The sequence below is a fragment of the Streptomyces sp. NPDC048696 genome (genome assembly GCF_043198895.1).
Taxonomy (GTDB): domain Bacteria; phylum Actinomycetota; class Actinomycetes; order Streptomycetales; family Streptomycetaceae; genus Streptomyces.
The window spans coordinates 109812-130961 of sequence record NZ_JBICVJ010000015.1 but is presented as its reverse complement, the minus strand read 5'-3'; the positions used below and the strand labels follow the sequence as shown (position 1 = coordinate 130961).

The window sequence follows — 21150 nt, the reverse complement described above, 5'->3', positions numbered from 1 at the left end:
GGTTGTCGGGTGGATGCCGACATAGCGCAGTTCCCGGAATTGCTGGGTGAGTTACGGCGTACCGCCGTCCTCGTACCACTCGTCGACGGTGGTGGTCTCTGGACGGCGGACAGGGGCGGGGTCCGGTGGATCTGTGCCTTCTCCGACGAGGCCGCGCTGGCGCGGTTCGCGCGCGTACGGGGTGAAGGTGCGCGGGAGTGGACGTATCAACGGGTCCTCGGCGCACGGCTGTTGGATGTGATGGTGCCCGCGCTCGGGGTGCCGGGTGGGGTCGCCCTCGATGTGGGCGGCGATGACGGCGTGCTGTTTCCGCCGGTCGCCGGGATCGTGCCGGACAGCGTGGCCGTGGTCGCGGCATGAGCGGCGAGAACCCCGACCTCGCGGCGCCGAGGGCCGCGCTCGCGGCGATCACCGACGGCATCAACAAGACGCTCGGTGAGCTCAAGGACATCGGGATGGTGGGGGAGGGCTCGGTCGGCCGGGGCTTCTCCGAGCTGGCGCTTTCGGGCATGGAGCTCGGCCACTCCGGGCTGACCTCCGAGTTCAAGACGTTCTGCGACCGCTGGGAGTGGGGCGTGCGCGGCCTCGCCCAGGAGGGCAACGGCTTCGCGCACGCCGTCGGCCTGTCGGCGGGTGTCATCTACGAGGAGGAGCACTACGTCAGCGACAGCTTCAAGGTGCTGGCCAACTCCGTCAACGGCGATCCCAACCTGAGCGAGGAGGAGGTCGCCAAGAAGAGCTGGGGCGACTTGGCGACGCAGACCCCGTTCGACGGCGCGGACTACAGCGCGGACTCGTTCAAGCAGGCGCAGAAGGACGTCAACCGGACCTGGGACAACGCCTCGTACGACATACAGGCGGGCGTGATGGACCGGATGGCCGACGCCGGCGTCATCGACGAGCGGACCCGCGCGCAGGTGGACGAGGTGTCCCGGCGGGCGGTCAACCCCGACCAGGAGGTCGTCGACCGGGCGCACTGGGGGCGCGACTGATGCCGGACTGGGGGAAGCTGGCCAACTCGGGGCTCGGGAAGATCGAGCACGGGATCGGCACGGTCAAGAAGGCGGTCGGCGAGGGCGTCGACTGGGCCGCCCACCGGGCCGGGGACGCGCTCGAATACGTCGGGGCCGACGGCATCGCGGACACCATCGAGGACTGGGGCGACGACTTCGCGTCCGACATGGGCGCGGAGGTGGCCGAGAAGCAGCTCGGCCAGACCGAGGAGGCCAACGAGCTCGTCCACGGCGACGCGGGCAAGATCCGCGGGACCGCGAAGCACCTCACCGCCTTCAAGGGCGCTTTCGAACGGGTCGGCCGGGGCTTGAAGGCCCTGGACTCGTCGCACTGGAAGGGCGAGGCGGGCGACGCGTTCCGCGCCAAGTACGCCACCCATCCCACGAAGTGGCTGCACGCGGCGGACGCCTGCGACAAGGCGGCGGGCGCGCTGGACGCGTACGCCGCCACGGTCGACTGGGCGCAGGGGCAGGCCAAGGAGGCCGTCGCGCTCCACAAGGAGGGCAAGAAGTCCTCGGAGACCGCGCGCACCGCGTACAACACGGCGGCCGACGCGTACAACGCCAAGCTGAAGGCGGGCGAGGATCCCGGCCCGCGTCCTGCGCCCTTCAGCGACCCGGGCAAGGCGCAGCGGGAACAGGCCGCAGAAATCCTCCGTGCCGCCCGCCGCCAGCGCAACGAGGCGGCCGAGACCGCGAAGGCCGCCGTGACGGCGGCGCTCGCCCACGCCCCGAAGGTGCCCCCGCCACTCGCCCGCGCCAAGGCCGACGTCATGGACTGGGGCGTGGGCGGCGGCATCGAACTGGCCCACTTCGGCGGTGGCCTCGCCAAGGGAACGGGCGGCCTGCTCGACTTCGTACGCGGCATCGACCCGCTGGACCCGTACAACCTCACGCACCCCGCCGACTACTACAAGCACGTCAACACGACCCTCGCGGGTCTCGGATCGGCGGCCGTCCACCCGGACCGCACGGCCAGCGACATGTGGGACTCGGCGCAGAAGGACCCGAGCGAGTTCGCGGGGCGGATGGTGCCGGACCTGGTGGGAGCCAAGGGCGCGGGGCTGTTCAAGGGGGTATTGCGGGGTGGAGTGAAGGACGGTGCCGAGGGCGCCGGAGTGAACGCGGCCCGGCAGGCCGCGAAGGACGACCCGCACGCGAGGTCGCGGCCCGACGAGGCCAAGAAGGACTGCGGCGACCCGGTCGACGTCGCCTCCGGCCGGGTGTTCCTGATGGAGACCGACGTCTCCCTCGCGGGCGTGCTCCCCCTGCTCTTCCGGCGCCGTACGGAGTCGGGCTACGCCTGCGGGCGCTGGCTCGGGCCGTCCTGGGCCTCCACGGCCGACCAGCGTCTGGAGATCGACGCCGAGGGCCTGGTCTTCGTGACCGAGGACGGCAAACTGCTGGAGTATCCGCACCCCGCGCCGGGGGTGCCGGTGCTGCCGAAGCACGGCCCGCGCCTGCCGCTGGACCGCACGGCCGACGGCGGCTACACGGTCACGGACCCGGACTCCGGCCTGGTCCGGCACTTCCTGGAGTGGGCGGACGGGACGGCTCCGCTGGTCCAGATCGACGACCGCAACGGCAACTGGATCACCTTCGAGTACGCCCCGGACGGCGCCCCGACTGCGATCTCCCACTGCGGCGGCCACCGCCTCGACCTCACCACCTCGGACGGCCGGATCACCGCCGTCGCCCTCGCGGGGGCGGGCGGGCTGATCCGCTACGGCTACACCGGCGGGCAGCTCACGGAGGTCGTCGACTCCTCGGGTCTGCCGATGCGCTTCGCATACGACGAGCGGGGCCGGCTCGTCTCCTGGACCGACCGCAACGACAGCTCGTACCGGTACGCGTACGACGACCGGGACCGCTGTGTCTTCGAGACGGGTGAGGCGGGCCATCTGCGCTACGCCTTCCGCTACGAGGAGCCCGACCCGACGACAGGTCTGCGAGCCACCGTGGCGACGAACTCCTTCGGCGCCACGACCCGTTACGCCGTGAACGAGCGCATGCAGATCGTCGAGGAGACCGGCCCGACGGGGGCGGTGACGCGCTCGGAGTGGGACCGGCACCACCGGCTGCTGTCCCGTACGGACGCCCTGGGGCGGGTGACGCGCTTCGCCTATGACGAGCGGGGCAATCCGGTGGCGGTGACGCGGCCGGACGGGCGTGGCTCCTCGATCGCGTACAACGAGCTGAACCTGCCGGTCTCGGTGGTCGCGCCCGACCGGACGGAGTGCCGCTACACGTACGACGAGCGCGGCAACCGCACGTCGGTGACGGACGCGGCGGGTGCGACGACCCGCTTCACGTACACCGAGGCGGGCCACCTCGCCTCGGTGACGGACGGTCTTGGGCACGTGACGCGGGTCCGGTGCGATGCGGCGGGCCTCCCGGTCGAGGTCACCGACCCGCTGGGGGCTGTGACTCACTACGCGCGCGATGCCTTCGGCCGCCCGGTGGCCGTGACCGATCCGCTGGGCGCGGTCGTCCGCTTCGAGTGGACCCCGGAAGGCCGGATCGCCCGCCGAGTGGAGCCGGACGGTACGGCGCAGAGCTGGACGTACGACGGCGAGGGCAACTGCGTCCGGCACGTGGACGCGCTGGGCGGGGTGTCCACGTACGAGTACACGCACTTCGACCTGCTCGCGGCGCGGACGGGCCCGGACGGCGTGCGCTACGAGTTCGCGCACGACACGGAACTGCGACTGGTGGGGGTCACCAACCCGCAGGGCCTGACGTGGAGTTACGCGTACGACCCGGCCGGGCGGATGGTGTCCGAGAGGGACTTCGACGGCCGCGCGCTGGTCTACGAGTACGACGCGGCCGGGGCGCTGGCGTCCCGTACGAACGGTCTGGGCGAGAGCATCCGCTACGAACGGAACGCCCTGGGCCAAGTGGTCCGCAAGGACGCGGCCGGTGCGGTCACGACCTACGAGTACGACCTCTCCGACCGCCTCGCCCTCGCGGCCAACCCGGACGCGACGGTGACGTGGCTGCGGGACCGGGCGGGGCGGCTGAGGGCCGAGACGGTGAACGGCCGGAGGCTGTCGTTCTCGTACGACGAGCTGGGGCGGCGGGTCGGCCGGACGACGCCGGGAGGTGCGGCGAGCGCATGGAGCTACGACGCGTCGGGGCGCCGGGCGGACCTGACGACGTCGGGACGCAGGCTGTCCTTCGCGTACGACGGGGTGGGGCGCGAGCTGAGCCGGGCGGTCGGCGAGGTCCGCTTCACGCATGCGTACGACGAGCTGGGGCGGCTGACGGAACAGTCGGTGACGGGCGCGGAGGGTCGACGGGTCCAGCACCGGGCGTACACCTACCGGCCCGACGGCAACCTGGTCGCGGTCGACGACCAGCTGTCCGGCCCGCGCCGCTTCGACCTGGACGGGGTCGGCCGGGTGACGGCGGTCCACGCCCACGGCTGGACCGAGCGGTACGCGTACGACGCGGCGGGCAACCAGACGGATGCGGCCTGGCCGACGACGCACCCGGGACAGGAGGCGACGGGTGCGCGTACGTACGCGGGCACCCGCATCACGCGGGCCGGGGGCGTCCGCTACGAGCACGACGCGCAGGGCCGGGTGATCCTGCGCCGACGCACCCGCCTGTCCCGTAAACCGGAGGTCTGGCGATACACCTGGGACGCCGAGGACCGCCTGACGTCGGTGACGACGCCCGACGGGGTCGTATGGCACTACCGGTACGACCCGCTGGGCCGCCGTATCGCGAAGGAGTCGGCGTCGGGGGAGCGGGTGCTCTTCACCTGGGACGGGTCGACCCTGTGCGAACAGACCACGACGGGGTCAGGGACACCGACCCCGGTCACACTGACCTGGGACCACGACGGCCTGCGGCCGATGGCCCAGACGGAACGCGTCGGCGAGCCCTCCCAGGAGGCGATCGACGAGCGATTCTTCACCATCGTCACGGACCTGGTGGGCACACCGAGCGAGCTGATCGACGAGCGTGGCGAGATCGCGTGGCGCACGAGGTCGACGCTGTGGGGCACGACGACGTGGACGTCATCCGCGACGACCTATACCCCACTCCGGTTCCCGGGCCAGTACTTCGACCCGGAGACGGGGCTGCATTACAACTACTTCCGGCATTACGACCCGGAGGTGGGGCGGTATTTGTCGGTGGATCCGCTGGGCCTGGAAGCCGGCCCCAGCCCGGTCGCCTATGTTCACAACCCACACACCTGGGCCGACCCGCTGGGGCTTTCCCCGTGCCCACCGAGGATTCCGGATGCCGGCTGGGACTTGCGTCACGCGAACCCGATGGACGTGGTGCCGTCGGGCGCAGACATGCGGAGGCTGACTCCCGACGCCAACGGTGGTGCGCAGGTCGGCGTGGAATACAAGTGGACCGACCCCCACACGGGAAACGTGGTGCGAATGCGTGTGCATGGCCCGGACGGAAAAGCGCCAGTTGGTTCAAATGCGTCGCTGGGTGATGTCTATCGGATTTCGATAGGTGGGAAGTATCAGGATCTATCAGGAAATCTCTATCATCGGCAGGTCCATAATCCGAACAGCCCGCACTATAATCCAGGAGCGGCCAATGACACCCACATCCCGTGGCCGTCGGCCTATCCCTTGCCCTACTGATCAGCCAAACAATAGACGAGGTTTCGGTGTCGGTAAATTCGGAACAGCTGCTGGAACTGCTCCGCGATCTGGTTTCCTCGGATGCCCGGGACCGCGAGAGGGCGGCTGACAGATCGACCGACTGGGTGTCCGCGTACTCCGAGGCCGACGGCCACATGCTGGCTGCGGTCCTGTCGGTGTGCGCGGCCTGCGAACCAGTCCATTCCGCTCTGGAAGCGCAGCTGCATGCGCTCCTGGCGCTCGGAGAGGGTGGGTTGACGGATACAAAAACCCTGACGCGTCTTCGCGCTATTGATCGGGGCTCCGTGCCCGGCCCCCTTCGCGAGTACATCGATGATCTGCTCGAAACCGAGTGATCGCGGCGGTGGGGTACCCGGACCGAGGTGAACGTCGCGGGAGGGCCGGTCCGCCCCTGTGAGCCGGGTGCGTCTTTGGGGCCCGGCGCCCGCGACCCCGACCCGCCGACGACGAGCCCCGTGCGTACCCCCCTGTGACGTGGGGTACGATCCTCGGCTCGATTGGCCAGGCATGCGCCCCGTATGGCAGACTGTCGGGGTTGCTCGGTTGAGTGCCGATGCTGCGCGCCTCCCGCCGGGAGGACCGGAAGCGAGTCCCACAGTACTCGTCGCCCCATCTGTCGTACGGCATCGTCGTGCGGCGGCGCTGGAGCGGACGTACGGGAATCTTCCGGGAAGTGTCAGCGGGGCTCCGGCCAGGCACCCGGTGGGTGTTCTGCCCCCGGCCGCGTGGTCCTGTGGCCCGCATCCCCTTGGTTGGGAAATCCCGTATGGGATTTCTGCGTAGAGGGAGTGCGACACGCCCGACCGCGTGGGTCGGAGACAGAGTCAGTAGAACCCCCGGGTTCCAGAGCGTTTACGAGACAAAGGACTACTAAGTAGCCATGGCGGGACAGAAGATCCGCATCCGGCTCAAGGCCTACGACCACGAGGTCATCGACTCCTCGGCGAAGAAGATCGTCGAGACGGTGACCCGCACTGGTGCGTCGGTCGCAGGCCCGGTGCCGCTGCCCACTGAGAAGAACGTGTACTGCGTCATCAAGTCGCCGCACAAGTACAAGGACTCTCGCGAGCACTTCGAGATGCGCACGCACAAGCGCCTCATCGACATCCTCGACCCCACGCCGAAGACGGTTGACTCGCTCATGCGCCTCGACCTCCCGGCCGGTGTCGACATCGAGATCAAGCTCTGAAGGGACGGGCCGAGATGAGCAAGAACATCAAGGGCGTCCTGGGCGAGAAGCTCGGTATGACCCAGGTCTGGGACGAGAACAACCGGGTCGTCCCGGTGACCGTCGTCAAGGCCGGTCCGTGCGTCGTGACGCAGGTCCGCACCAACGACATCGACGGCTACGAGTCGGTCCAGATCGCCTTCGGCGAGATCGACCCGCGCAAGGTGAACAAGCCCCTCAAGGGTCACTTCGCCAAGGCCGACGTCACCCCGCGCCGCCACCTGGTGGAGCTGCGTACCGCTGACGCCAGCGAGTACACGCTCGGCCAGGAGATCACCGCTGCCGTGTTCGAGTCGGGCGTCAAGGTCGACGTCACCGGCAAGAGCAAGGGCAAGGGCTTCGCCGGTGTCATGAAGCGTCACAACTTCAAGGGCCTGGGCGCCGGTCACGGCACCCAGCGCAAGCACCGCTCGCCCGGTTCCATCGGTGGCTGCGCCACCCCTGGCCGTGTGTTCAAGGGCCTCCGCATGGCGGGCCGCATGGGCAACGAGCGTGTGACCACCCAGAACCTGACCGTCCACGCCGTTGACGCGGAGAAGGGTCTGCTGCTCATCAAGGGCGCGGTCCCCGGTCCGAACGGTGGCCTCGTCCTGGTCCGTACCGCGGCCAAGGGGGTTTGAGGAACCGATGAGCACCATTGACATCCTTTCGCCGGCTGGCGACAAGGCCGGGACCGTCGAGCTCCCCGCGGAGATCTTCGACGCCAAGACCAGCGTTCCGCTGATCCACCAGGTCGTCGTCGCTCAGCTCGCGGCTGCCCGCCAGGGCACGCACAAGACCAAGACCCGTGGCGAAGTCCGTGGTGGTGGCAAGAAGCCTTACCGCCAGAAGGGCACCGGCCGCGCCCGTCAGGGCTCGACCCGCGCGCCGCAGTTCGCCGGTGGTGGCGTCGTGCACGGTCCCGTGCCGCGCGACTACTCGCAGCGCACCCCGAAGAAGATGAAGGCCGCCGCCCTGCGCGGTGCCCTCTCGGACCGGGCGCGTCACTCCCGTATCCACGTCGTCACCGGCGTGGTCGAGGGTGGTATCTCCACCAAGGCCGCCAAGACGCTGTTCGGCAAGATCTCGGAGCGCAAGAACCTGCTCCTGGTCGTCGAGCGCGCCGACGAGGCCGCGTGGCTGTCCGCCCGCAACCTGCCCCAGGTGCACATCCTGGAGCCGGGCCAGCTGAACACGTACGACGTGATCGTCTCCGACGACGTGGTCTTCACCCAGGCCGCTTTCGAGTCCTTCGTGTCTGGCCCCCAGACCGCTGAGACCGAAGGGAGCGACGCCTGATGTCTGAGGCGACCGTTACCAGCAAGACCTTCACGGACCCGCGCGACCTGCTGATCAAGCCGGTCGTCTCCGAGAAGAGCTACGCGCTGCTGGACGAGAACAAGTACACGTTCATCGTCGCGCCCGGCGCCAACAAGACCCAGATCAAGCAGGCCGTCGAGGCGGTCTTCTCGGTCAAGGTCACCGGGGTCAACACGATCAACCGTCAGGGTAAGCGCAAGCGCACCAAGACCGGTTTCGGCAAGCGCGCCAACACCAAGCGCGCCATCGTGACCCTCGCTGAGGGCGACCGTATCGACATCTTCGGCCAGGCCTCCTAACGGAGCGCCCTGGTCCGAATATCGGACGAGGACTGAGAAATGGGTATCCGCAAGTACAAGCCGACGACTCCGGGCCGTCGTGGCTCCAGCGTCGCCGACTTTGTCGAGATCACGCGGTCCACGCCGGAGAAGTCGCTGGTCCGCCCCCTGCACAGCAAGGGCGGCCGTAACAACACCGGTCGTGTGACCGTTCGCCACCAGGGTGGCGGACACAAGCGCGCCTACCGCGTGATCGACTTCCGTCGTCACGACAAGGACGGCGTTCCGGCGAAGGTCGCTCACATCGAGTACGACCCCAACCGCACCGCGCGCATCGCGCTCCTGCACTACGCGGACGGCGAGAAGCGCTACATCATCGCCCCCCGGGGCCTGCAGCAGGGCGACCGGATTGAGAACGGCCCCGCGGCCGACATCAAGCCCGGCAACAACCTGGCGCTGCGCAACATCCCGGTCGGTACGACCATCCACGCCATCGAGCTGCGGCCCGGCGGCGGCGCGAAGTTCGCCCGCTCCGCGGGTGCCTCCGTGCAGCTGCTGGCGAAGGAGGGCACGATGGCCCACCTTCGTATGCCTTCCGGTGAGATCCGCCTGGTCGACGTCCGCTGCCGCGCCACGATCGGCGAGGTCGGCAACGCCGAGCAGTCGAACATCAACTGGGGCAAGGCCGGCCGTATGCGCTGGAAGGGCGTTCGCCCGACCGTCCGCGGTGTCGCGATGAACCCGGTTGACCACCCGCACGGTGGTGGTGAGGGCAAGACCTCCGGTGGTCGCCACCCGGTCTCCCCGTGGGGTCAGAAGGAGGGTCGTACTCGCTCGCCGAAGAAGGCATCGAGCAAGTACATCGTCCGCCGCCGCAAGACGAACAAGAAGCGCTAGGAGCGGGTTTAGATGCCGCGCAGTCTCAAGAAGGGGCCCTTCGTCGACGGACACCTCGTAAAGAAGGTGGACGCCCAGAACGAAGCTGGCACCAAGAACGTCATCAAGACCTGGTCCCGTCGCTCGATGATCATCCCGGCCATGCTCGGCCACACGATCGCGGTGCACAACGGCAAGACCCACGTCCCGGTGTTCGTCACCGAGTCGATGGTCGGCCACAAGCTCGGCGAGTTCTCGCCGACTCGCACCTTCCGCGGCCACGTCAAGGACGACCGGAAGTCGAAGCGCCGCTAACGCGGGGTGGAACGACTATGACTTACACCGAAGGGACAACCATGGAAGCCAGGGCCCAGGCGCGGTACATCCGCGTCACGCCCATGAAGGCCCGCCGCGTGGTGGACCTCATCCGTGGCATGGATGCCACGGAGGCTCAGGCGGTCCTGCGTTTCGCCCCGCAGGCCGCGAGCGTGCCGGTTGGCAAGGTGCTGGACAGCGCCATCGCCAACGCCGCGCACAACTACGACCACACGGACGCCTCTTCGCTGTTCATCAGCGAGGCGTTTGTGGACGAGGGTCCGACCCTGAAGCGGTTCCGTCCGCGTGCTCAGGGCCGGGCCTACCGGATCCGTAAGCGGACCAGCCACATCACCGTGGTCGTCAGCAGCAAGGAAGGAACCCGGTAATGGGCCAGAAGGTTAACCCGCATGGGTTCCGGCTCGGCATCACCACGGACTTCAAGTCCCGTTGGTACGCCGACAAGCTGTACAAGGACTACGTCAAGGAAGACGTCGCCATCCGTCGGATGATGACGTCCGGCATGGAGCGCGCCGGCATCTCGAAGGTTGAGATCGAGCGCACCCGTGACCGTGTGCGGGTGGACATCCACACCGCGCGTCCGGGCATCGTCATCGGCCGCCGTGGCGCCGAGGCCGACCGCATCCGCGGCGACCTCGAGAAGCTCACGGGCAAGCAGGTCCAGCTGAACATTCTTGAGGTCAAGAACCCCGAGATGGACGCTCAGCTGGTCGCGCAGGCCGTTGCCGAGCAGCTCTCCTCCCGCGTCTCCTTCCGCCGTGCCATGCGCAAGAGCATGCAGGGCACCATGAAGGCCGGCGCCAAGGGCATCAAGATCCAGTGCGGTGGCCGTCTCGGCGGCGCCGAGATGTCCCGCTCGGAGTTCTACCGCGAGGGCCGTGTGCCCCTGCACACGCTCCGCGCGAACGTGGACTACGGCTTCTTCGAGGCCAAGACGACCTTCGGCCGCATCGGCGTGAAGGTCTGGATCTACAAGGGCGATGTCAAGAACATCGCCGAGGTCCGCGCCGAGAACGCAGCGGCCCGTGCGGGTAACCGCCCGGCCCGTGGTGGCGCCAACGACCGTCCGGCCGGTGGCCGCGGTGGTCGTGGCGGCGAGCGTGGCGGTCGCGGCCGCAAGCCGCAGCAGGCTGCGCCGGTTGCCGAGGCCCCCAAGGCCGAGGCTCCCGCCGCCGCCGCTCCGGCTGAGAGCACCGGAACGGAGGCCTGACCGAAATGCTGATCCCCCGTAGGGTCAAGCACCGCAAGCAGCACCACCCCAAGCGCCGCGGTATGGCCAAGGGTGGTACGACGGTTGCGTTCGGCGAGTACGGCATCCAGGCCCTCACGCCGGCGTACGTGACCAACCGCCAGATCGAGGCGGCTCGTATCGCGATGACCCGCCACATCAAGCGTGGCGGCAAGGTCTGGATCAACATCTACCCGGACCGCCCCCTGACGAAGAAGCCTGCCGAGACCCGCATGGGTTCCGGTAAGGGTTCTCCGGAGTGGTGGGTCGCGAACGTTCACCCGGGCCGGGTGATGTTCGAGCTGTCCTACCCGAACGAGAAGATTGCTCGTGAGGCGCTCACCCGCGCTGCTCACAAGCTCCCGATGAAGTGCCGCATCGTTCGGCGCGAGGCAGGTGAGGCGTGATGTCGGCCGGAACCAAGGCGTCCGAGCTGCGCGAGCTGGGCAACGAGGAGCTCCTCAACAAGCTCCGCGAGGCCAAGGAAGAGCTGTTCAACCTCCGCTTCCAGGCGGCGACGGGCCAGCTCGAGAACCACGGTCGGCTCAAGTCCGTCCGTAAGGACATCGCCCGGATCTACACCCTGATGCGCGAGCGCGAGCTGGGCATCGAGACGGTGGAGAGCGCCTGATGAGCGAGAAGAATGTGACTGAGACGACTGAGCAGCGCGGTTTCCGCAAGACCCGTGAGGGTCTGGTCGTCAGCGACAAGATGGACAAGACCGTCGTCGTCGCTGTCGAGGACCGCGTGAAGCACGCGCTGTACGGCAAGGTCATCCGCCGTACCAACAAGCTCAAGGCGCACGACGAGCAGAACGCTGCCGGTGTCGGCGACCGCGTCCTCATCATGGAGACGCGTCCGCTGTCGGCGAGCAAGCGCTGGCGCATCGTCGAGATCCTCGAGAAGGCCAAGTAATTTCCTGAGCTTTTGCTCAGGATCAGTTCCGCCAGGCTCGGCCGGGGTTTGAGAGATCAAGCCCCGGCCGGGAACCGGCAGACGATCAGGAGATAGACGTGATCCAGCAGGAGTCGCGACTGCGTGTCGCCGACAACACTGGTGCCAAGGAGATCCTTTGCATCCGTGTTCTCGGTGGCTCCGGTCGCCGCTACGCGGGCATCGGTGACGTCATCGTCGCCACCGTCAAGGACGCAATCCCCGGTGGCAACGTGAAGAAGGGCGACGTCGTCAAGGCTGTCGTCGTGCGCACCGTCAAGGAGCGTCGTCGTCAGGACGGCTCGTACATCCGCTTCGACGAGAACGCCGCTGTCATTCTGAAGAACGACGGCGACCCCCGCGGCACCCGCATCTTCGGCCCGGTGGGCCGGGAGCTGCGCGAGAAGAAGTTCATGAAGATCATCTCGCTCGCGCCGGAGGTGCTGTAAGCATGAAGATCAAGAAGGGCGACCTGGTTCAGGTCATCACCGGTAAGGACAAGGGCAAGCAGGGCAAGGTCATCGCGGCCTTCCCCCGCGAGGACCGCGTCCTGGTCGAGGGTGTCAACCGGGTCAAGAAGCACACGAAGGCCGGCCAGACCGCTCGCGGTTCGCAGACCGGCGGCATCGTGACCACCGAGGCCCCGATCCACGTGAGCAACGTTCAGCTCGTCGTGGAGAAGGACGGCAACAAGGTCGTCACGCGTGTCGGTTACCGCTTCGACGACGAGGGCAACAAGGTTCGCGTTGCCAAGCGGACGGGTGAGGACATCTGATGGCTACCACCACCACTCCGCGTCTCAAGACGAAGTACCGCGAGGAGATCGCGGGCAAGCTGCGTGAGGAGTTCTCGTACGAGAACGTCATGCAGATCCCCGGCCTCGTCAAGGTCGTCGTCAACATGGGTGTGGGCGACGCCGCCCGCGACTCCAAGCTGATCGACGGCGCCATCCGCGACCTGACCACGATCACCGGCCAGAAGCCGGCCGTGACGAAGGCCCGGAAGTCCATCGCGCAGTTCAAGCTGCGCGAGGGTCAGCCGATCGGCTGCCACGTCACCCTCCGTGGTGACCGCATGTGGGAGTTCCTGGACCGTACGCTGTCGCTCGCGCTGCCGCGTATCCGTGACTTCCGTGGTCTGTCGCCGAAGCAGTTCGACGGCCGTGGCAACTACACCTTCGGTCTCACGGAGCAGGTCATGTTCCACGAGATCGACCAGGACAAGATCGACCGTACCCGGGGTATGGACATCACCGTGGTCACCACGGCGACCAACGACGCTGAGGGCCGTGCCCTTCTCCGTCACCTCGGCTTCCCGTTCAAGGAGGCGTAAGCGAGATGGCGAAGAAGGCTCTCATCGCGAAGGCTGCCCGTAAGCCCAAGTTCGCTGTGCGCGCGTACACCCGCTGCCAGCGCTGTGGCCGGCCGCACTCCGTGTACCGCAAGTTCGGCCTGTGCCGCGTCTGCCTTCGTGAGATGGCTCACCGTGGCGAGCTGCCGGGCGTGACCAAGAGCTCCTGGTAAACCCCGTAATTTCGGGTTTTTCCGGAGTCTCTCGGTAAGCAAAGGGTGGGCGGAGGCCCATCCCTCCATGGCTTAGGCTAGGAGGGTTGGGCGTCCGCCGCCCGTACGACTTACTACGCCGTAGGTCCCCGCACCGCACCCGTCCCGCCCATGAGTGGGGAGAGGGATGGCGCATACAGGAAACCCCGGCGAGAGAGGCCGAAGGCCAATTCATGACCATGACTGACCCCATCGCAGACATGCTGACTCGTCTGCGTAACGCTAACTCGGCGTACCACGACACCGTCGTGATGCCGCACAGCAAGATCAAGTCGCACATCGCGGAGATCCTCCAGCAGGAGGGCTTCATCACCGGCTGGAAGGTCGAGGACGCCGAGGTCGGCAAGAACCTCGTCCTCGAGCTGAAGTTCGGCCCGAACCGCGAGCGCTCGATCGCCGGCATCAAGCGGATCTCGAAGCCGGGTCTGCGTGTGTACGCGAAGTCCACCAACCTGCCGAAGGTCCTCGGTGGCCTGGGCGTGGCGATCATCTCCACGTCCCACGGTCTCCTGACCGGCCAGCAGGCAGGCAAGAAGGGCGTGGGTGGGGAAGTCCTCGCCTACGTCTGGTAGTCGGGAACGGAGGAAAAGCTAATGTCGCGAATCGGCAAGCTCCCCATCCAGGTTCCCGCTGGTGTGGACGTCACCATCGATGGCCGTACGGTGCACGTGAAGGGCCCCAAGGGTTCCCTCACGCACGCTGTTGCCGCGCCGATCGAGATTGTCAAGGGCGAGGACGGCGTTCTCAACGTCACCCGTCCGAACGACGAGCGTCAGAACAAGGCCCTGCACGGCCTGTCCCGCACGCTGGTGGCGAACATGATCACCGGCGTGACCCAGGGATACGTCAAGGCGCTCGAAATCAGCGGTGTCGGTTACCGCGTCCAGGCGAAGGGCTCCAACCTGGAGTTCGCGCTCGGATACAGCCACCCGATCACGATCGAGGCGCCCGAAGGCATCTCCTTCAAGGTCGAGTCGCCCACGAAGTTCTCGGTCGAGGGCATCGACAAGCAGAAGGTCGGCGAGGTCGCGGCGAACATCCGCAAGCTGCGGAAGCCCGACCCGTACAAGGCCAAGGGCGTCAAGTACGCCGGCGAGGTCATCCGCCGCAAGGTCGGAAAGGCTGGTAAGTAAGCCATGGCATACGGTGTGAAGATCGCCAAGGGCGACGCTTACAAGCGGGCCGCCAAGGCGCGCCGCCACATCCGCATCCGCAAGAACGTGTCGGGTACGGCGGAGCGTCCGCGCCTCGTCGTGACGCGTTCGAACCGCGGTATCACCGCTCAGGTCATCGACGACATCAAGGGTCACACCGTGGCGTCGGCGTCGAACCTGGACGCTTCGATCCGCGGTGGCGAGGGCGACAAGTCCGCGCAGGCCAAGCAGGTCGGCGCCCTGGTCGCCGAGCGCGCCAAGGCCGCCGGTGTCGAGGCCGTCGTGTTCGACCGTGGTGGCAACAGGTACGCCGGGCGCATTGCCGCTCTGGCTGACGCCGCCCGCGAAGCCGGGCTGAAGTTCTAAGCCCCGGTTCCGGGACTAACGGACGTAACAGAGAGAGGTAAATCCAATGGCTGGACCCCAGCGCCGCGGAAGCGGTGCCGGTGGCGGCGAGCGGCGGGACCGGAAGGGTCGCGACGGTGGCGCTGCCGCCGAGAAGACCGCTTATGTTGAGCGCGTTGTCGCGATCAACCGCGTTGCCAAGGTTGTCAAGGGTGGTCGCCGCTTCAGCTTCACCGCGCTGGTCGTGGTGGGCGACGGTGACGGCACCGTAGGTGTCGGTTACGGCAAGGCCAAGGAAGTTCCCGCGGCCATCGCCAAGGGTGTCGAGGAAGCCAAGAAGAACTTCTTCAAGGTTCCCCGCATCCAGGGCACCATCCCGCACCCGATCCAGGGCGAGAAGGCGGCCGGCGTTGTCCTGCTGAAGCCTGCTTCCCCCGGTACCGGTGTTATCGCCGGTGGCCCGGTGCGCGCCGTTCTGGAGTGCGCCGGCGTTCACGACATCCTGTCGAAGTCGCTCGGCTCCGACAACGCGATCAACATCGTGCACGCGACCGTGGCGGCCCTCAAGGGCCTGCAGCGTCCCGAGGAGATCGCGGCCCGCCGCGGTCTGCCCCTTGAGGACGTCGCCCCCGCGGCTCTGCTTCGTGCGCGTGCCGGGGCGGGTGCGTAATGGCCCGCCTCAAGATCACGCAGACGAAGTCGTACATCGGCAGCAAGCAGAACCACCGCGACACCCTGCGTTCGCTCGGGCTCAAGCGCCTGAACGACACGGTTGTCAAGGAGGACCGTCCCGAGTTCCGCGGCATGGTGCACACCGTCCGCCACCTCGTGACGGTTGAGGAGGTCGACTGACATGGCGGAGAATTCCCCGCTGAAGGCCCACAACCTCCGCCCTGCCCCGGGTGCCAAGACCGCCAAGACCCGTGTGGGTCGTGGTGAGGCGTCCAAGGGTAAGACCGCGGGTCGTGGTACCAAGGGCACGAAGGCCCGCTACCAGGTTCCGGAGCGCTTCGAGGGTGGGCAGATGCCCCTCCACATGCGTCTCCCGAAGCTGAAGGGCTTCAAGAACCCCTTCCGCACCGAGTTCCAGGTCGTGAACCTGGACAAGCTCGGCGCCCTCTACCCCGAGGGTGGCGAAGTCACCGTTGCCGACCTGGTCGCCAAGGGTGCCGTGCGCAAGAACAGCCTCGTCAAGGTCCTGGGCCAGGGCGAGATCTCCGTGGCGCTGCAGGTGACGGTCGACGCCGTCTCCGGCTCCGCCAAGGAGAAGATTGCCGCCGCCGGCGGCACCGTCACCGAGCTCGTCTGAGACAGCTCGTTGGCCTGAACATCCGACCGGGGATGCCTCTCAATTGGGGCATCCCCGGTTGGTCGTTCCTAGGGGGGCAGGGTCGCCGGTAAGGTGGCGTGCACTGTCTAAGTTTCCGTGCGGTATGCCCGCCCGGTTCCTCTGACTCATTCCTATCCGTCGAACCTCAAGACCGTCACCCTTGACGCACGTAGCGCGGGGGTCGCAGGAGGCACCGTGCTCACCGCGTTCGCCCAGGCGTTCAAGACGCCTGACCTGCGCAAGAAGCTGCTCTTCACGCTCGGCATCATCGTGCTGTACCGGCTCGGGACGCACATCCCGATCCCCGGGGTGAACTACAAGAACGTACAGCTGTGCGTGGACCAGGCGAAGTCGGGCAACAGCCTCTTCGGCCTGGTCAACATGTTCAGCGGTGGCGCCCTGCTCCAGATCACGATCTTCGCGCTGGGCATCATGCCGTACATCACGGCGAGCATCATTCTGCAGCTGCTGACCGTGGTGATCCCGCGTCTGGAGGCCCTCAAGAAGGAGGGGCAGGCGGGCACGGCCAAGATCACGCAGTACACGCGTTATCTGACGGTCGCCCTGGCGATCCTCCAGGGCACCGGCCTCGTCGCCACCGCCCGCTCGGGCGCGCTGTTCAGCGGCTGCCAGGTCGCCAGCGAGATCGTGCCGAACCGGTCGATCTTCACCACCATCACCATGGTCATCACGATGACCGCCGGCACCGCCGCCGTCATGTGGCTCGGTGAGCTCATCACCGACCGCGGCATCGGCAACGGCATGTCGATCCTGATGTTCATCTCGATCGCCTCCAGCTTCCCGACCTCGCTGTGGGCCATCAAGACGCAGGGCCACCTCGCCCAGGGCTGGATCGAGTTCGGCACCGTCATCCTGGTCGGTCTGGTCATGGTCGCCCTGGTGGTCTTCGTCGAGCAGGCCCAGCGCCGCATCCCGGTGCAGTACGCGAAGCGCATGATCGGCCGCAGGTCGTACGGCGGAACCTCGACGTACATCCCGCTGAAGGTCAACCAGGCGGGTGTGATTCCCGTCATCTTCGCGTCGTCGCTGCTCTACATCCCGGCGCTGGTCGTCCAGTTCTCCAACTCGACCGCGGGCTGGGCGATCTGGATCAAGGACAACTTCGTCAAGGGCGACCACCCCTACTACATCGTCAGCTACTTCCTCCTCATCGTGTTCTTCGCCTTCTTCTATGTGGCGATCTCGTTCAACCCCGAGGAAGTCGCCGACAACATGAAGAAGTATGGTGGCTTCATCCCGGGTATCCGGGCTGGTCGACCTACTGCTGAGTACCTGAGCTACGTGCTCAACCGGATCACCTGGCCGGGGTCGCTGTATCTGGGACTGATCGCGCTCGTACCGACGATGGCGTTGGTGATCTTCGGGGCCAACCAGAGCTTCCCGCTGGGCGGGACAAGCATCCTCATCATCGTGGGTGTGGGTCTGGAGACCGTGAAGCAGATCGAGAGCCAGCTCCAGCAGCGCAATTACGAAGGGTTCCTCCGCTGATGCGAATCGTCCTCGTCGGACCGCCCGGTGCCGGCAAGGGAACGCAGGCCGCGTTCCTTGCCAGGAACCTGGCGATCCCGCACATCTCCACGGGCGACCTCTTCCGTGCCAACATCAGCCAGGGCACGGACCTGGGCAAGCAGGCCAAGGCGTACATGGACGCCGGCAACCTGGTGCCCGACGAGGTCACCATCGGGATGGCCAAGGACCGCATGGCCCAGCCGGACGCCGAGAACGGCTTCCTCCTGGACGGCTTCCCGCGCAACGTCGTCCAGGCCGAGGCCCTGGACGAGGCGCTGAAGACGGACGGTGTGAAGCTCGACGCGGTGCTCGACCTCGAAGTACCGGAGGACGAGGTCGTCAAGCGGATCGCCGGCCGGCGCATCTGCCGCACCGACTCCGCCCACGTCTTCCACGTCGCCTACAACGCGCCCAAGGCCGAGGGCGTCTGCGACGCCTGCGGCGGTGAGCTCTACCAGCGCGCCGACGACACCGAGGACACCGTCCGCAAGCGCCTTGAGGTCTACCACAGCGAGACCGAGCCGATCATCGACTACTACCGGGCCCAGGGCCTGGTCGTGACGATCTCCGCGCTCGGCAAGGTCGACGAGGTCACGGAGCGCGCGATGGAAGCGCTGCGCGCCGAGAAGACCGCCTGACACCACCCGCCGCTCAACGGCTCACGGCCGCGGTGCCCGCACTGGGCATCGCGGCCGTTGCCGTACCCGGGCACGGGTGGCCGTATCGTTGACGTACCCCTGTATCCGTTTCAGAAAGGCGTCAGCCGCCATGGTGGAGATCAAGACCCCCGAGCAGATCGCGAAGATGCGCGAGGCGGGCCTGGTCGTCGCCGCGATCCACGCGGCCACGCGTGAGGCGGCGGTGCCCGGGTCCACGACGAAGGACCTGGACGAGGTCGCCCGCAAGGTGATCGCCGAGCACGGCGCCAAGTCGAACTTCCTGGGGTACGGCGGCTTCCCCGCCACCATCTGCACCTCGGTCAACGAGGTCGTCGTCCACGGCATCCCGGACGAGAAGACCGTCCTGAAGGACGGCGACATCATCTCCATCGACGCGGGCGCGATCATCGACGGCTGGCACGGCGACGCGGCGTTCACCGCCTTCGTGGGCTCCGGTCACGCCCCGGAGCTGCTTGAGCTCTCCCGGGTGACCGAGGAGTCGATGTGGGCCGGTCTCGCGGCGGTGAAGAAGGGCAACCGCCTGGTGGACATCTCCCGGGCGATCGAGGGCTACATCCGCCGCCAGCCCCGCCCCTCGACCGGCAAGTACGGGATCATCGAGGAGTACGGCGGCCACGGCATCGGCTCCGAGATGCACATGGACCCCCACCTCCTGAACTACGTGGACAAGCGCCGGCTGCTCGGCCGCCACAACCCGAAGCTGGTCCCGGGCTTCTGCCTGGCCATCGAGCCGATGGTGTCGCTCGGCACCCCGCGCACCGAGGTCCTTGAGGACGACTGGACGGTCATCACGACCGACGGCACCTGGTCCTCGCACTGGGAGCACTCGGTGGCGCTGACGGAGGCGGGCCCGATCGTCCTGACCTCCCCGGACTGCGGCAAGGCGAAGCTCGCGGAGTACGGCGTGACGACGGCGCCGGACCCGCTGGGCTGATCTGCGGCCCGGGCCGCGACCGCCGGTCGGAGGCCGGCGCAGCCGCTCGAAGCCCGTGAGGCGCCCCTGGCGCCGAGCCCGCGAGAGCGGCGTCGGGAATCGAGCCCCGCTGGGCTGAGCCGCTGACCTGCGGCCTGTGCTGGCTGGTTAACGATCTACGCTTGAGGGCAAACTCCCCTGATTCGTCTTTTCGGGTGCCCTGACGTAGACTGATGCGTCGGCTCTCGTGTACCCGTGTGTCCGCACACGATCGCGGGAGTCGATCAAGGTAGCCGATTCGAAAGGCGAAGCGTGGCCAAGAAGCAAGGTGCCATCGAAATCGAGGGCACCGTGATCGAGTCCCTCCCGAACGCCATGTTCAAGGTGGAACTCCAGAACGGTCACAAGGTCCTCGCGCACATCAGCGGCAAGATGCGGATGCACTACATCCGTATCCTCCCGGATGACAGGGTCGTGGTGGAGCTCTCTCCCTACGACCTGACGCGTGGCCGGATCGTCTACCGGTACAAGTAGATCTCACGACCCGGAGAACCTGAATCCAATGAAGGTCAAGCCGAGCGTCAAGAAGATCTGCGACAAGTGCAAGGTGATCCGCCGTCACGGCCGGGTCATGGTCATCTGCGACAACCTGCGCCACAAGCAGCGCCAGGGCTGACGCACGCCGACCGACCTGCATTTACGCAGTTCTTCGCGCGACGCAAGCAAACGTACATACGCAGATCCCGCCCAGCCCACACAGGGTCGGCGACACCTCCGGCGGGGGCCGGGGACCCGATACGTACCTAGTACGGCGGTCGGGAACGGTTCTGCGGAAGACCCCCGAACACACAGGAGCCATTGAATGGCACGCGTTTCCGGTGTTGACATCCCGCGCGAAAAGCGTGTGGAGATCGCACTCACCTACGTCTTCGGTATCGGGCGCACCCGGTCCAAGGAGATCCTCTCCTCCACCGGCGTGAACCCGAACACCCGCGTTCGTGACCTGGCCGAAGAGGACCTGGTCAAGATCCGCGAGTACGTGGACGCCAACCTCCGCACCGAGGGTGACCTCCGCCGCGAGATCCAGGCCGACATCCGCCGCAAGGTCGAGATCGGCTGCTACCAGGGTCTGCGTCACCGTCGTGGCCTGCCGGTCCACGGTCAGCGCACCAGCACGAACGCCCGTACCCGCAAGGGCCCGCGTCGCGCCATCGCCGGTAAGAAGAAGCCGGGCAAGAAGTAGTCCTCAGCGGACGCTTGACCACACGGTCTTCGCTGTAGGACCGACCACCTCCCGTAGGAGTAATAGATGCCCCCCAAGGGTCGTCAGGGCGCTGCCAAGAAGGTGCGCCGCAAGGAAAAGAAGAACGTCGCTCACGGGCACGCCCACATCAAGAGCACGTTCAACAACACGATCGTCTCGATCACGGACCCCGCGGGCAACGTGATCTCCTGGGCGTCCGCCGGCCACGTCGGCTTCAAGGGCTCCCGCAAGTCGACTCCGTTCGCCGCGCAGATGGCCGCCGAGTCGGCCGCCCGCCGCGCGCAGGAGCACGGCATGCGCAAGGTCGACGTCTTCGTCAAGGGCCCGGGCTCCGGCCGCGAGACCGCGATCCGCTCCCTCCAGGCCACCGGCCTTGAGGTCGGCTCGATCCAGGACGTCACCCCGACGCCGCACAACGGCTGCCGTCCGCCGAAGCGCCGCCGCGTCTGATCCGGGGCGGCGCCTTCCCCGCCGAGGCGGGGGTGTACCGCGCCGCCGCGTCTGACGCACGGCTGCTTCAAGGATTGCCTTGAGGGCTTCGGGCGGT

General features: G+C 67.3%; 31 protein-coding genes and 1 pseudogene. All 32 read left to right on the top strand.

The features are described from left to right. Positions 1–27 precede the first annotated feature (27 nt). A pseudogene (locus ACGFRG_RS28395) lies at positions 28–360 on the top strand (SseB family protein); the annotation flags it as partial. Next, complete coding sequence (locus tag ACGFRG_RS28390; protein WP_393268444.1) at positions 357–992, top strand: hypothetical protein; 636 nt, start codon at positions 357–359, stop codon at positions 990–992. The pseudogene ACGFRG_RS28395 and the gene ACGFRG_RS28390, both read left to right, overlap by 4 nt. After that, entirely contained in the window at positions 992–5626 is a 4635-nt protein-coding gene (locus ACGFRG_RS28385) for a putative T7SS-secreted protein (protein ID WP_393268441.1), read from the top strand. The genes ACGFRG_RS28390 and ACGFRG_RS28385 overlap by 1 nt, the downstream gene beginning before the upstream one ends. A gap of 26 nt (positions 5627–5652) precedes the next feature. After that, a complete protein-coding gene (locus ACGFRG_RS28380) occupies positions 5653–5982 on the top strand; it encodes a hypothetical protein (RefSeq protein WP_393268438.1) in 330 nt (109 codons plus the stop codon). A gap of 545 nt (positions 5983–6527) precedes the next feature. Further along, the gene (gene rpsJ / locus ACGFRG_RS28375; RefSeq protein WP_003948644.1) at positions 6528–6836 is read left to right on the top strand and encodes a 30S ribosomal protein S10; all 309 of its coding nucleotides are present in this window, start codon (positions 6528–6530) and stop codon (positions 6834–6836) included. A gap of 14 nt (positions 6837–6850) precedes the next feature. Beyond that, positions 6851–7495: a 50S ribosomal protein L3 gene (gene rplC / locus ACGFRG_RS28370; protein ID WP_361430779.1), complete on the top strand. Its 645-nt coding sequence runs from the start codon at positions 6851–6853 to the stop codon at positions 7493–7495. Positions 7496–7502: 7 nt separating this feature from the next. After that, positions 7503–8153, top strand: a complete 651-nt coding sequence (gene rplD / locus ACGFRG_RS28365; protein ID WP_361430781.1) for a 50S ribosomal protein L4 — start codon at positions 7503–7505, stop codon at positions 8151–8153. Then, positions 8153–8473, top strand: a complete 321-nt coding sequence (gene rplW / locus ACGFRG_RS28360; protein ID WP_344074964.1) for a 50S ribosomal protein L23 — start codon at positions 8153–8155, stop codon at positions 8471–8473. Before rplD ends, rplW begins: the two co-directional genes overlap by 1 nt. 39 nt (positions 8474–8512) lie before the next feature. Next, on the top strand, positions 8513–9349 hold the full coding sequence (gene rplB, locus ACGFRG_RS28355; RefSeq protein ID WP_361430782.1) for a 50S ribosomal protein L2: 837 nt from the start codon (positions 8513–8515) through the stop codon (positions 9347–9349). 12 nt (positions 9350–9361) lie between these two features. Continuing rightward, a complete protein-coding gene (rpsS, locus tag ACGFRG_RS28350; protein ID WP_030154697.1) occupies positions 9362–9643 on the top strand; it encodes a 30S ribosomal protein S19 in 282 nt (93 codons plus the stop codon). A gap of 41 nt (positions 9644–9684) precedes the next feature. Next, positions 9685–10032 (top strand): 50S ribosomal protein L22, encoded by a 348-nt coding sequence (gene rplV / locus ACGFRG_RS28345; RefSeq protein WP_030359020.1) that lies wholly within the window; start codon positions 9685–9687, stop codon positions 10030–10032. Then, positions 10032–10874, top strand: a complete 843-nt coding sequence (gene rpsC / locus ACGFRG_RS28340) for a 30S ribosomal protein S3 (protein WP_393268432.1) — start codon at positions 10032–10034, stop codon at positions 10872–10874. The genes rplV and rpsC overlap by 1 nt, the downstream gene beginning before the upstream one ends. 5 nt (positions 10875–10879) lie before the next feature. Further along, positions 10880–11299 (top strand): 50S ribosomal protein L16, encoded by a 420-nt coding sequence (gene rplP, locus ACGFRG_RS28335; protein ID WP_053727610.1) that lies wholly within the window; start codon positions 10880–10882, stop codon positions 11297–11299. Next, a complete protein-coding gene (gene rpmC, locus ACGFRG_RS28330) occupies positions 11299–11523 on the top strand; it encodes a 50S ribosomal protein L29 (RefSeq protein WP_015035581.1) in 225 nt (74 codons plus the stop codon). The genes rplP and rpmC overlap by 1 nt, the downstream gene beginning before the upstream one ends. Continuing rightward, the gene (gene rpsQ / locus ACGFRG_RS28325; protein ID WP_008739702.1) at positions 11523–11807 is read left to right on the top strand and encodes a 30S ribosomal protein S17; all 285 of its coding nucleotides are present in this window, start codon (positions 11523–11525) and stop codon (positions 11805–11807) included. Before rpmC ends, rpsQ begins: the two co-directional genes overlap by 1 nt. Positions 11808–11905: 98 nt before the next feature. Then, positions 11906–12274: a 50S ribosomal protein L14 gene (gene rplN / locus ACGFRG_RS28320; protein WP_053727611.1), complete on the top strand. Its 369-nt coding sequence runs from the start codon at positions 11906–11908 to the stop codon at positions 12272–12274. A 2-nt stretch (positions 12275–12276) separates the two neighbouring features. Then, positions 12277–12600 carry a 50S ribosomal protein L24 gene (gene rplX, locus ACGFRG_RS28315; RefSeq protein ID WP_067163164.1) on the top strand — a complete coding sequence of 108 codons (324 nt, stop codon included), beginning with the start codon at positions 12277–12279 and terminating at the stop codon, positions 12598–12600. After that, on the top strand, positions 12600–13157 hold the full coding sequence (gene rplE, locus ACGFRG_RS28310) for a 50S ribosomal protein L5 (RefSeq protein WP_067163167.1): 558 nt from the start codon (positions 12600–12602) through the stop codon (positions 13155–13157). Before rplX ends, rplE begins: the two co-directional genes overlap by 1 nt. Before the next feature lie 5 nt (positions 13158–13162). After that, positions 13163–13348: a type Z 30S ribosomal protein S14 gene (locus tag ACGFRG_RS28305; protein ID WP_004571834.1), complete on the top strand. Its 186-nt coding sequence runs from the start codon at positions 13163–13165 to the stop codon at positions 13346–13348. Positions 13349–13560: 212 nt separating this feature from the next. Further along, a complete protein-coding gene (gene rpsH / locus ACGFRG_RS28300) occupies positions 13561–13959 on the top strand; it encodes a 30S ribosomal protein S8 (RefSeq protein WP_067163170.1) in 399 nt (132 codons plus the stop codon). 21 nt (positions 13960–13980) lie between these two features. Next, positions 13981–14520 (top strand): 50S ribosomal protein L6, encoded by a 540-nt coding sequence (gene rplF, locus ACGFRG_RS28295; protein ID WP_188276382.1) that lies wholly within the window; start codon positions 13981–13983, stop codon positions 14518–14520. A 3-nt stretch (positions 14521–14523) separates the two neighbouring features. Next, the gene (gene rplR / locus ACGFRG_RS28290) at positions 14524–14907 is read left to right on the top strand and encodes a 50S ribosomal protein L18 (protein ID WP_361430785.1); all 384 of its coding nucleotides are present in this window, start codon (positions 14524–14526) and stop codon (positions 14905–14907) included. 46 nt (positions 14908–14953) lie between these two features. Next, on the top strand, positions 14954–15556 hold the full coding sequence (rpsE, locus tag ACGFRG_RS28285; RefSeq protein ID WP_017239585.1) for a 30S ribosomal protein S5: 603 nt from the start codon (positions 14954–14956) through the stop codon (positions 15554–15556). Then, positions 15556–15738: a 50S ribosomal protein L30 gene (gene rpmD / locus ACGFRG_RS28280; RefSeq protein ID WP_007826007.1), complete on the top strand. Its 183-nt coding sequence runs from the start codon at positions 15556–15558 to the stop codon at positions 15736–15738. The genes rpsE and rpmD overlap by 1 nt, the downstream gene beginning before the upstream one ends. Before the next feature lies 1 nt (position 15739). Then, positions 15740–16195: a 50S ribosomal protein L15 gene (gene rplO / locus ACGFRG_RS28275; RefSeq protein WP_361430787.1), complete on the top strand. Its 456-nt coding sequence runs from the start codon at positions 15740–15742 to the stop codon at positions 16193–16195. 216 nt (positions 16196–16411) lie between these two features. Then, positions 16412–17725, top strand: a complete 1314-nt coding sequence (gene secY, locus ACGFRG_RS28270) for a preprotein translocase subunit SecY (RefSeq protein WP_361430788.1) — start codon at positions 16412–16414, stop codon at positions 17723–17725. After that, positions 17725–18384: an adenylate kinase gene (locus ACGFRG_RS28265; protein WP_361430789.1), complete on the top strand. Its 660-nt coding sequence runs from the start codon at positions 17725–17727 to the stop codon at positions 18382–18384. The genes secY and ACGFRG_RS28265 overlap by 1 nt, the downstream gene beginning before the upstream one ends. Before the next feature lie 130 nt (positions 18385–18514). After that, positions 18515–19360 (top strand): type I methionyl aminopeptidase, encoded by an 846-nt coding sequence (map, locus tag ACGFRG_RS28260; RefSeq protein WP_361430791.1) that lies wholly within the window; start codon positions 18515–18517, stop codon positions 19358–19360. Positions 19361–19651: 291 nt separating this feature from the next. Then, complete coding sequence (gene infA, locus ACGFRG_RS28255) at positions 19652–19873, top strand: translation initiation factor IF-1 (RefSeq protein WP_003956442.1); 222 nt, start codon at positions 19652–19654, stop codon at positions 19871–19873. Positions 19874–19901: 28 nt separating this feature from the next. After that, entirely contained in the window at positions 19902–20015 is a 114-nt protein-coding gene (gene rpmJ / locus ACGFRG_RS28250) for a 50S ribosomal protein L36 (protein ID WP_003956441.1), read from the top strand. Positions 20016–20201: 186 nt separating this feature from the next. Beyond that, positions 20202–20582, top strand: a complete 381-nt coding sequence (gene rpsM / locus ACGFRG_RS28245; RefSeq protein ID WP_101389611.1) for a 30S ribosomal protein S13 — start codon at positions 20202–20204, stop codon at positions 20580–20582. Positions 20583–20648: 66 nt separating this feature from the next. After that, positions 20649–21053, top strand: a complete 405-nt coding sequence (gene rpsK, locus ACGFRG_RS28240; protein ID WP_006376016.1) for a 30S ribosomal protein S11 — start codon at positions 20649–20651, stop codon at positions 21051–21053. Positions 21054–21150 lie beyond the last annotated feature (97 nt).

Excerpts from the sequence above, each read along its gene's own strand:
- ACGFRG_RS28390 (WP_393268444.1), top strand. The coding sequence starts at position 357 with ATGAGCGGCGAGAACCCCGACCTCGCGGCGCCGAGGGCCGCGCTCGCG.
- ACGFRG_RS28385 (WP_393268441.1), top strand. The coding sequence starts at position 992 with ATGCCGGACTGGGGGAAGCTGGCCAACTCGGGGCTCGGGAAGATCGAG.
- rpsJ (WP_003948644.1), top strand. The coding sequence starts at position 6,528 with ATGGCGGGACAGAAGATCCGCATCCGGCTCAAGGCCTACGACCACGAG.
- rplC (WP_361430779.1), top strand. The coding sequence starts at position 6,851 with ATGAGCAAGAACATCAAGGGCGTCCTGGGCGAGAAGCTCGGTATGACC.
- rplD (WP_361430781.1), top strand. The coding sequence starts at position 7,503 with ATGAGCACCATTGACATCCTTTCGCCGGCTGGCGACAAGGCCGGGACC.
- rplW (WP_344074964.1), top strand. The coding sequence starts at position 8,153 with ATGTCTGAGGCGACCGTTACCAGCAAGACCTTCACGGACCCGCGCGAC.
- rplB (WP_361430782.1), top strand. The coding sequence starts at position 8,513 with ATGGGTATCCGCAAGTACAAGCCGACGACTCCGGGCCGTCGTGGCTCC.
- rpsS (WP_030154697.1), top strand. The coding sequence starts at position 9,362 with ATGCCGCGCAGTCTCAAGAAGGGGCCCTTCGTCGACGGACACCTCGTA.
- rplV (WP_030359020.1), top strand. The coding sequence starts at position 9,685 with ATGGAAGCCAGGGCCCAGGCGCGGTACATCCGCGTCACGCCCATGAAG.
- rpsC (WP_393268432.1), top strand. The coding sequence starts at position 10,032 with ATGGGCCAGAAGGTTAACCCGCATGGGTTCCGGCTCGGCATCACCACG.
- rplP (WP_053727610.1), top strand. The coding sequence starts at position 10,880 with ATGCTGATCCCCCGTAGGGTCAAGCACCGCAAGCAGCACCACCCCAAG.
- rpmC (WP_015035581.1), top strand. The coding sequence starts at position 11,299 with ATGTCGGCCGGAACCAAGGCGTCCGAGCTGCGCGAGCTGGGCAACGAG.
- rpsQ (WP_008739702.1), top strand. The coding sequence starts at position 11,523 with ATGAGCGAGAAGAATGTGACTGAGACGACTGAGCAGCGCGGTTTCCGC.
- rplX (WP_067163164.1), top strand. The coding sequence starts at position 12,277 with ATGAAGATCAAGAAGGGCGACCTGGTTCAGGTCATCACCGGTAAGGAC.
- rplE (WP_067163167.1), top strand. The coding sequence starts at position 12,600 with ATGGCTACCACCACCACTCCGCGTCTCAAGACGAAGTACCGCGAGGAG.
- ACGFRG_RS28305 (WP_004571834.1), top strand. The coding sequence starts at position 13,163 with ATGGCGAAGAAGGCTCTCATCGCGAAGGCTGCCCGTAAGCCCAAGTTC.
- rpsH (WP_067163170.1), top strand. The coding sequence starts at position 13,561 with ATGACCATGACTGACCCCATCGCAGACATGCTGACTCGTCTGCGTAAC.
- rplF (WP_188276382.1), top strand. The coding sequence starts at position 13,981 with ATGTCGCGAATCGGCAAGCTCCCCATCCAGGTTCCCGCTGGTGTGGAC.
- rplR (WP_361430785.1), top strand. The coding sequence starts at position 14,524 with ATGGCATACGGTGTGAAGATCGCCAAGGGCGACGCTTACAAGCGGGCC.
- rpsE (WP_017239585.1), top strand. The coding sequence starts at position 14,954 with ATGGCTGGACCCCAGCGCCGCGGAAGCGGTGCCGGTGGCGGCGAGCGG.
- rpmD (WP_007826007.1), top strand. The coding sequence starts at position 15,556 with ATGGCCCGCCTCAAGATCACGCAGACGAAGTCGTACATCGGCAGCAAG.
- rplO (WP_361430787.1), top strand. The coding sequence starts at position 15,740 with ATGGCGGAGAATTCCCCGCTGAAGGCCCACAACCTCCGCCCTGCCCCG.
- ACGFRG_RS28265 (WP_361430789.1), top strand. The coding sequence starts at position 17,725 with ATGCGAATCGTCCTCGTCGGACCGCCCGGTGCCGGCAAGGGAACGCAG.
- map (WP_361430791.1), top strand. The coding sequence starts at position 18,515 with ATGGTGGAGATCAAGACCCCCGAGCAGATCGCGAAGATGCGCGAGGCG.
- rpmJ (WP_003956441.1), top strand. The coding sequence starts at position 19,902 with ATGAAGGTCAAGCCGAGCGTCAAGAAGATCTGCGACAAGTGCAAGGTG.
- rpsM (WP_101389611.1), top strand. The coding sequence starts at position 20,202 with ATGGCACGCGTTTCCGGTGTTGACATCCCGCGCGAAAAGCGTGTGGAG.
- rpsK (WP_006376016.1), top strand. The coding sequence starts at position 20,649 with ATGCCCCCCAAGGGTCGTCAGGGCGCTGCCAAGAAGGTGCGCCGCAAG.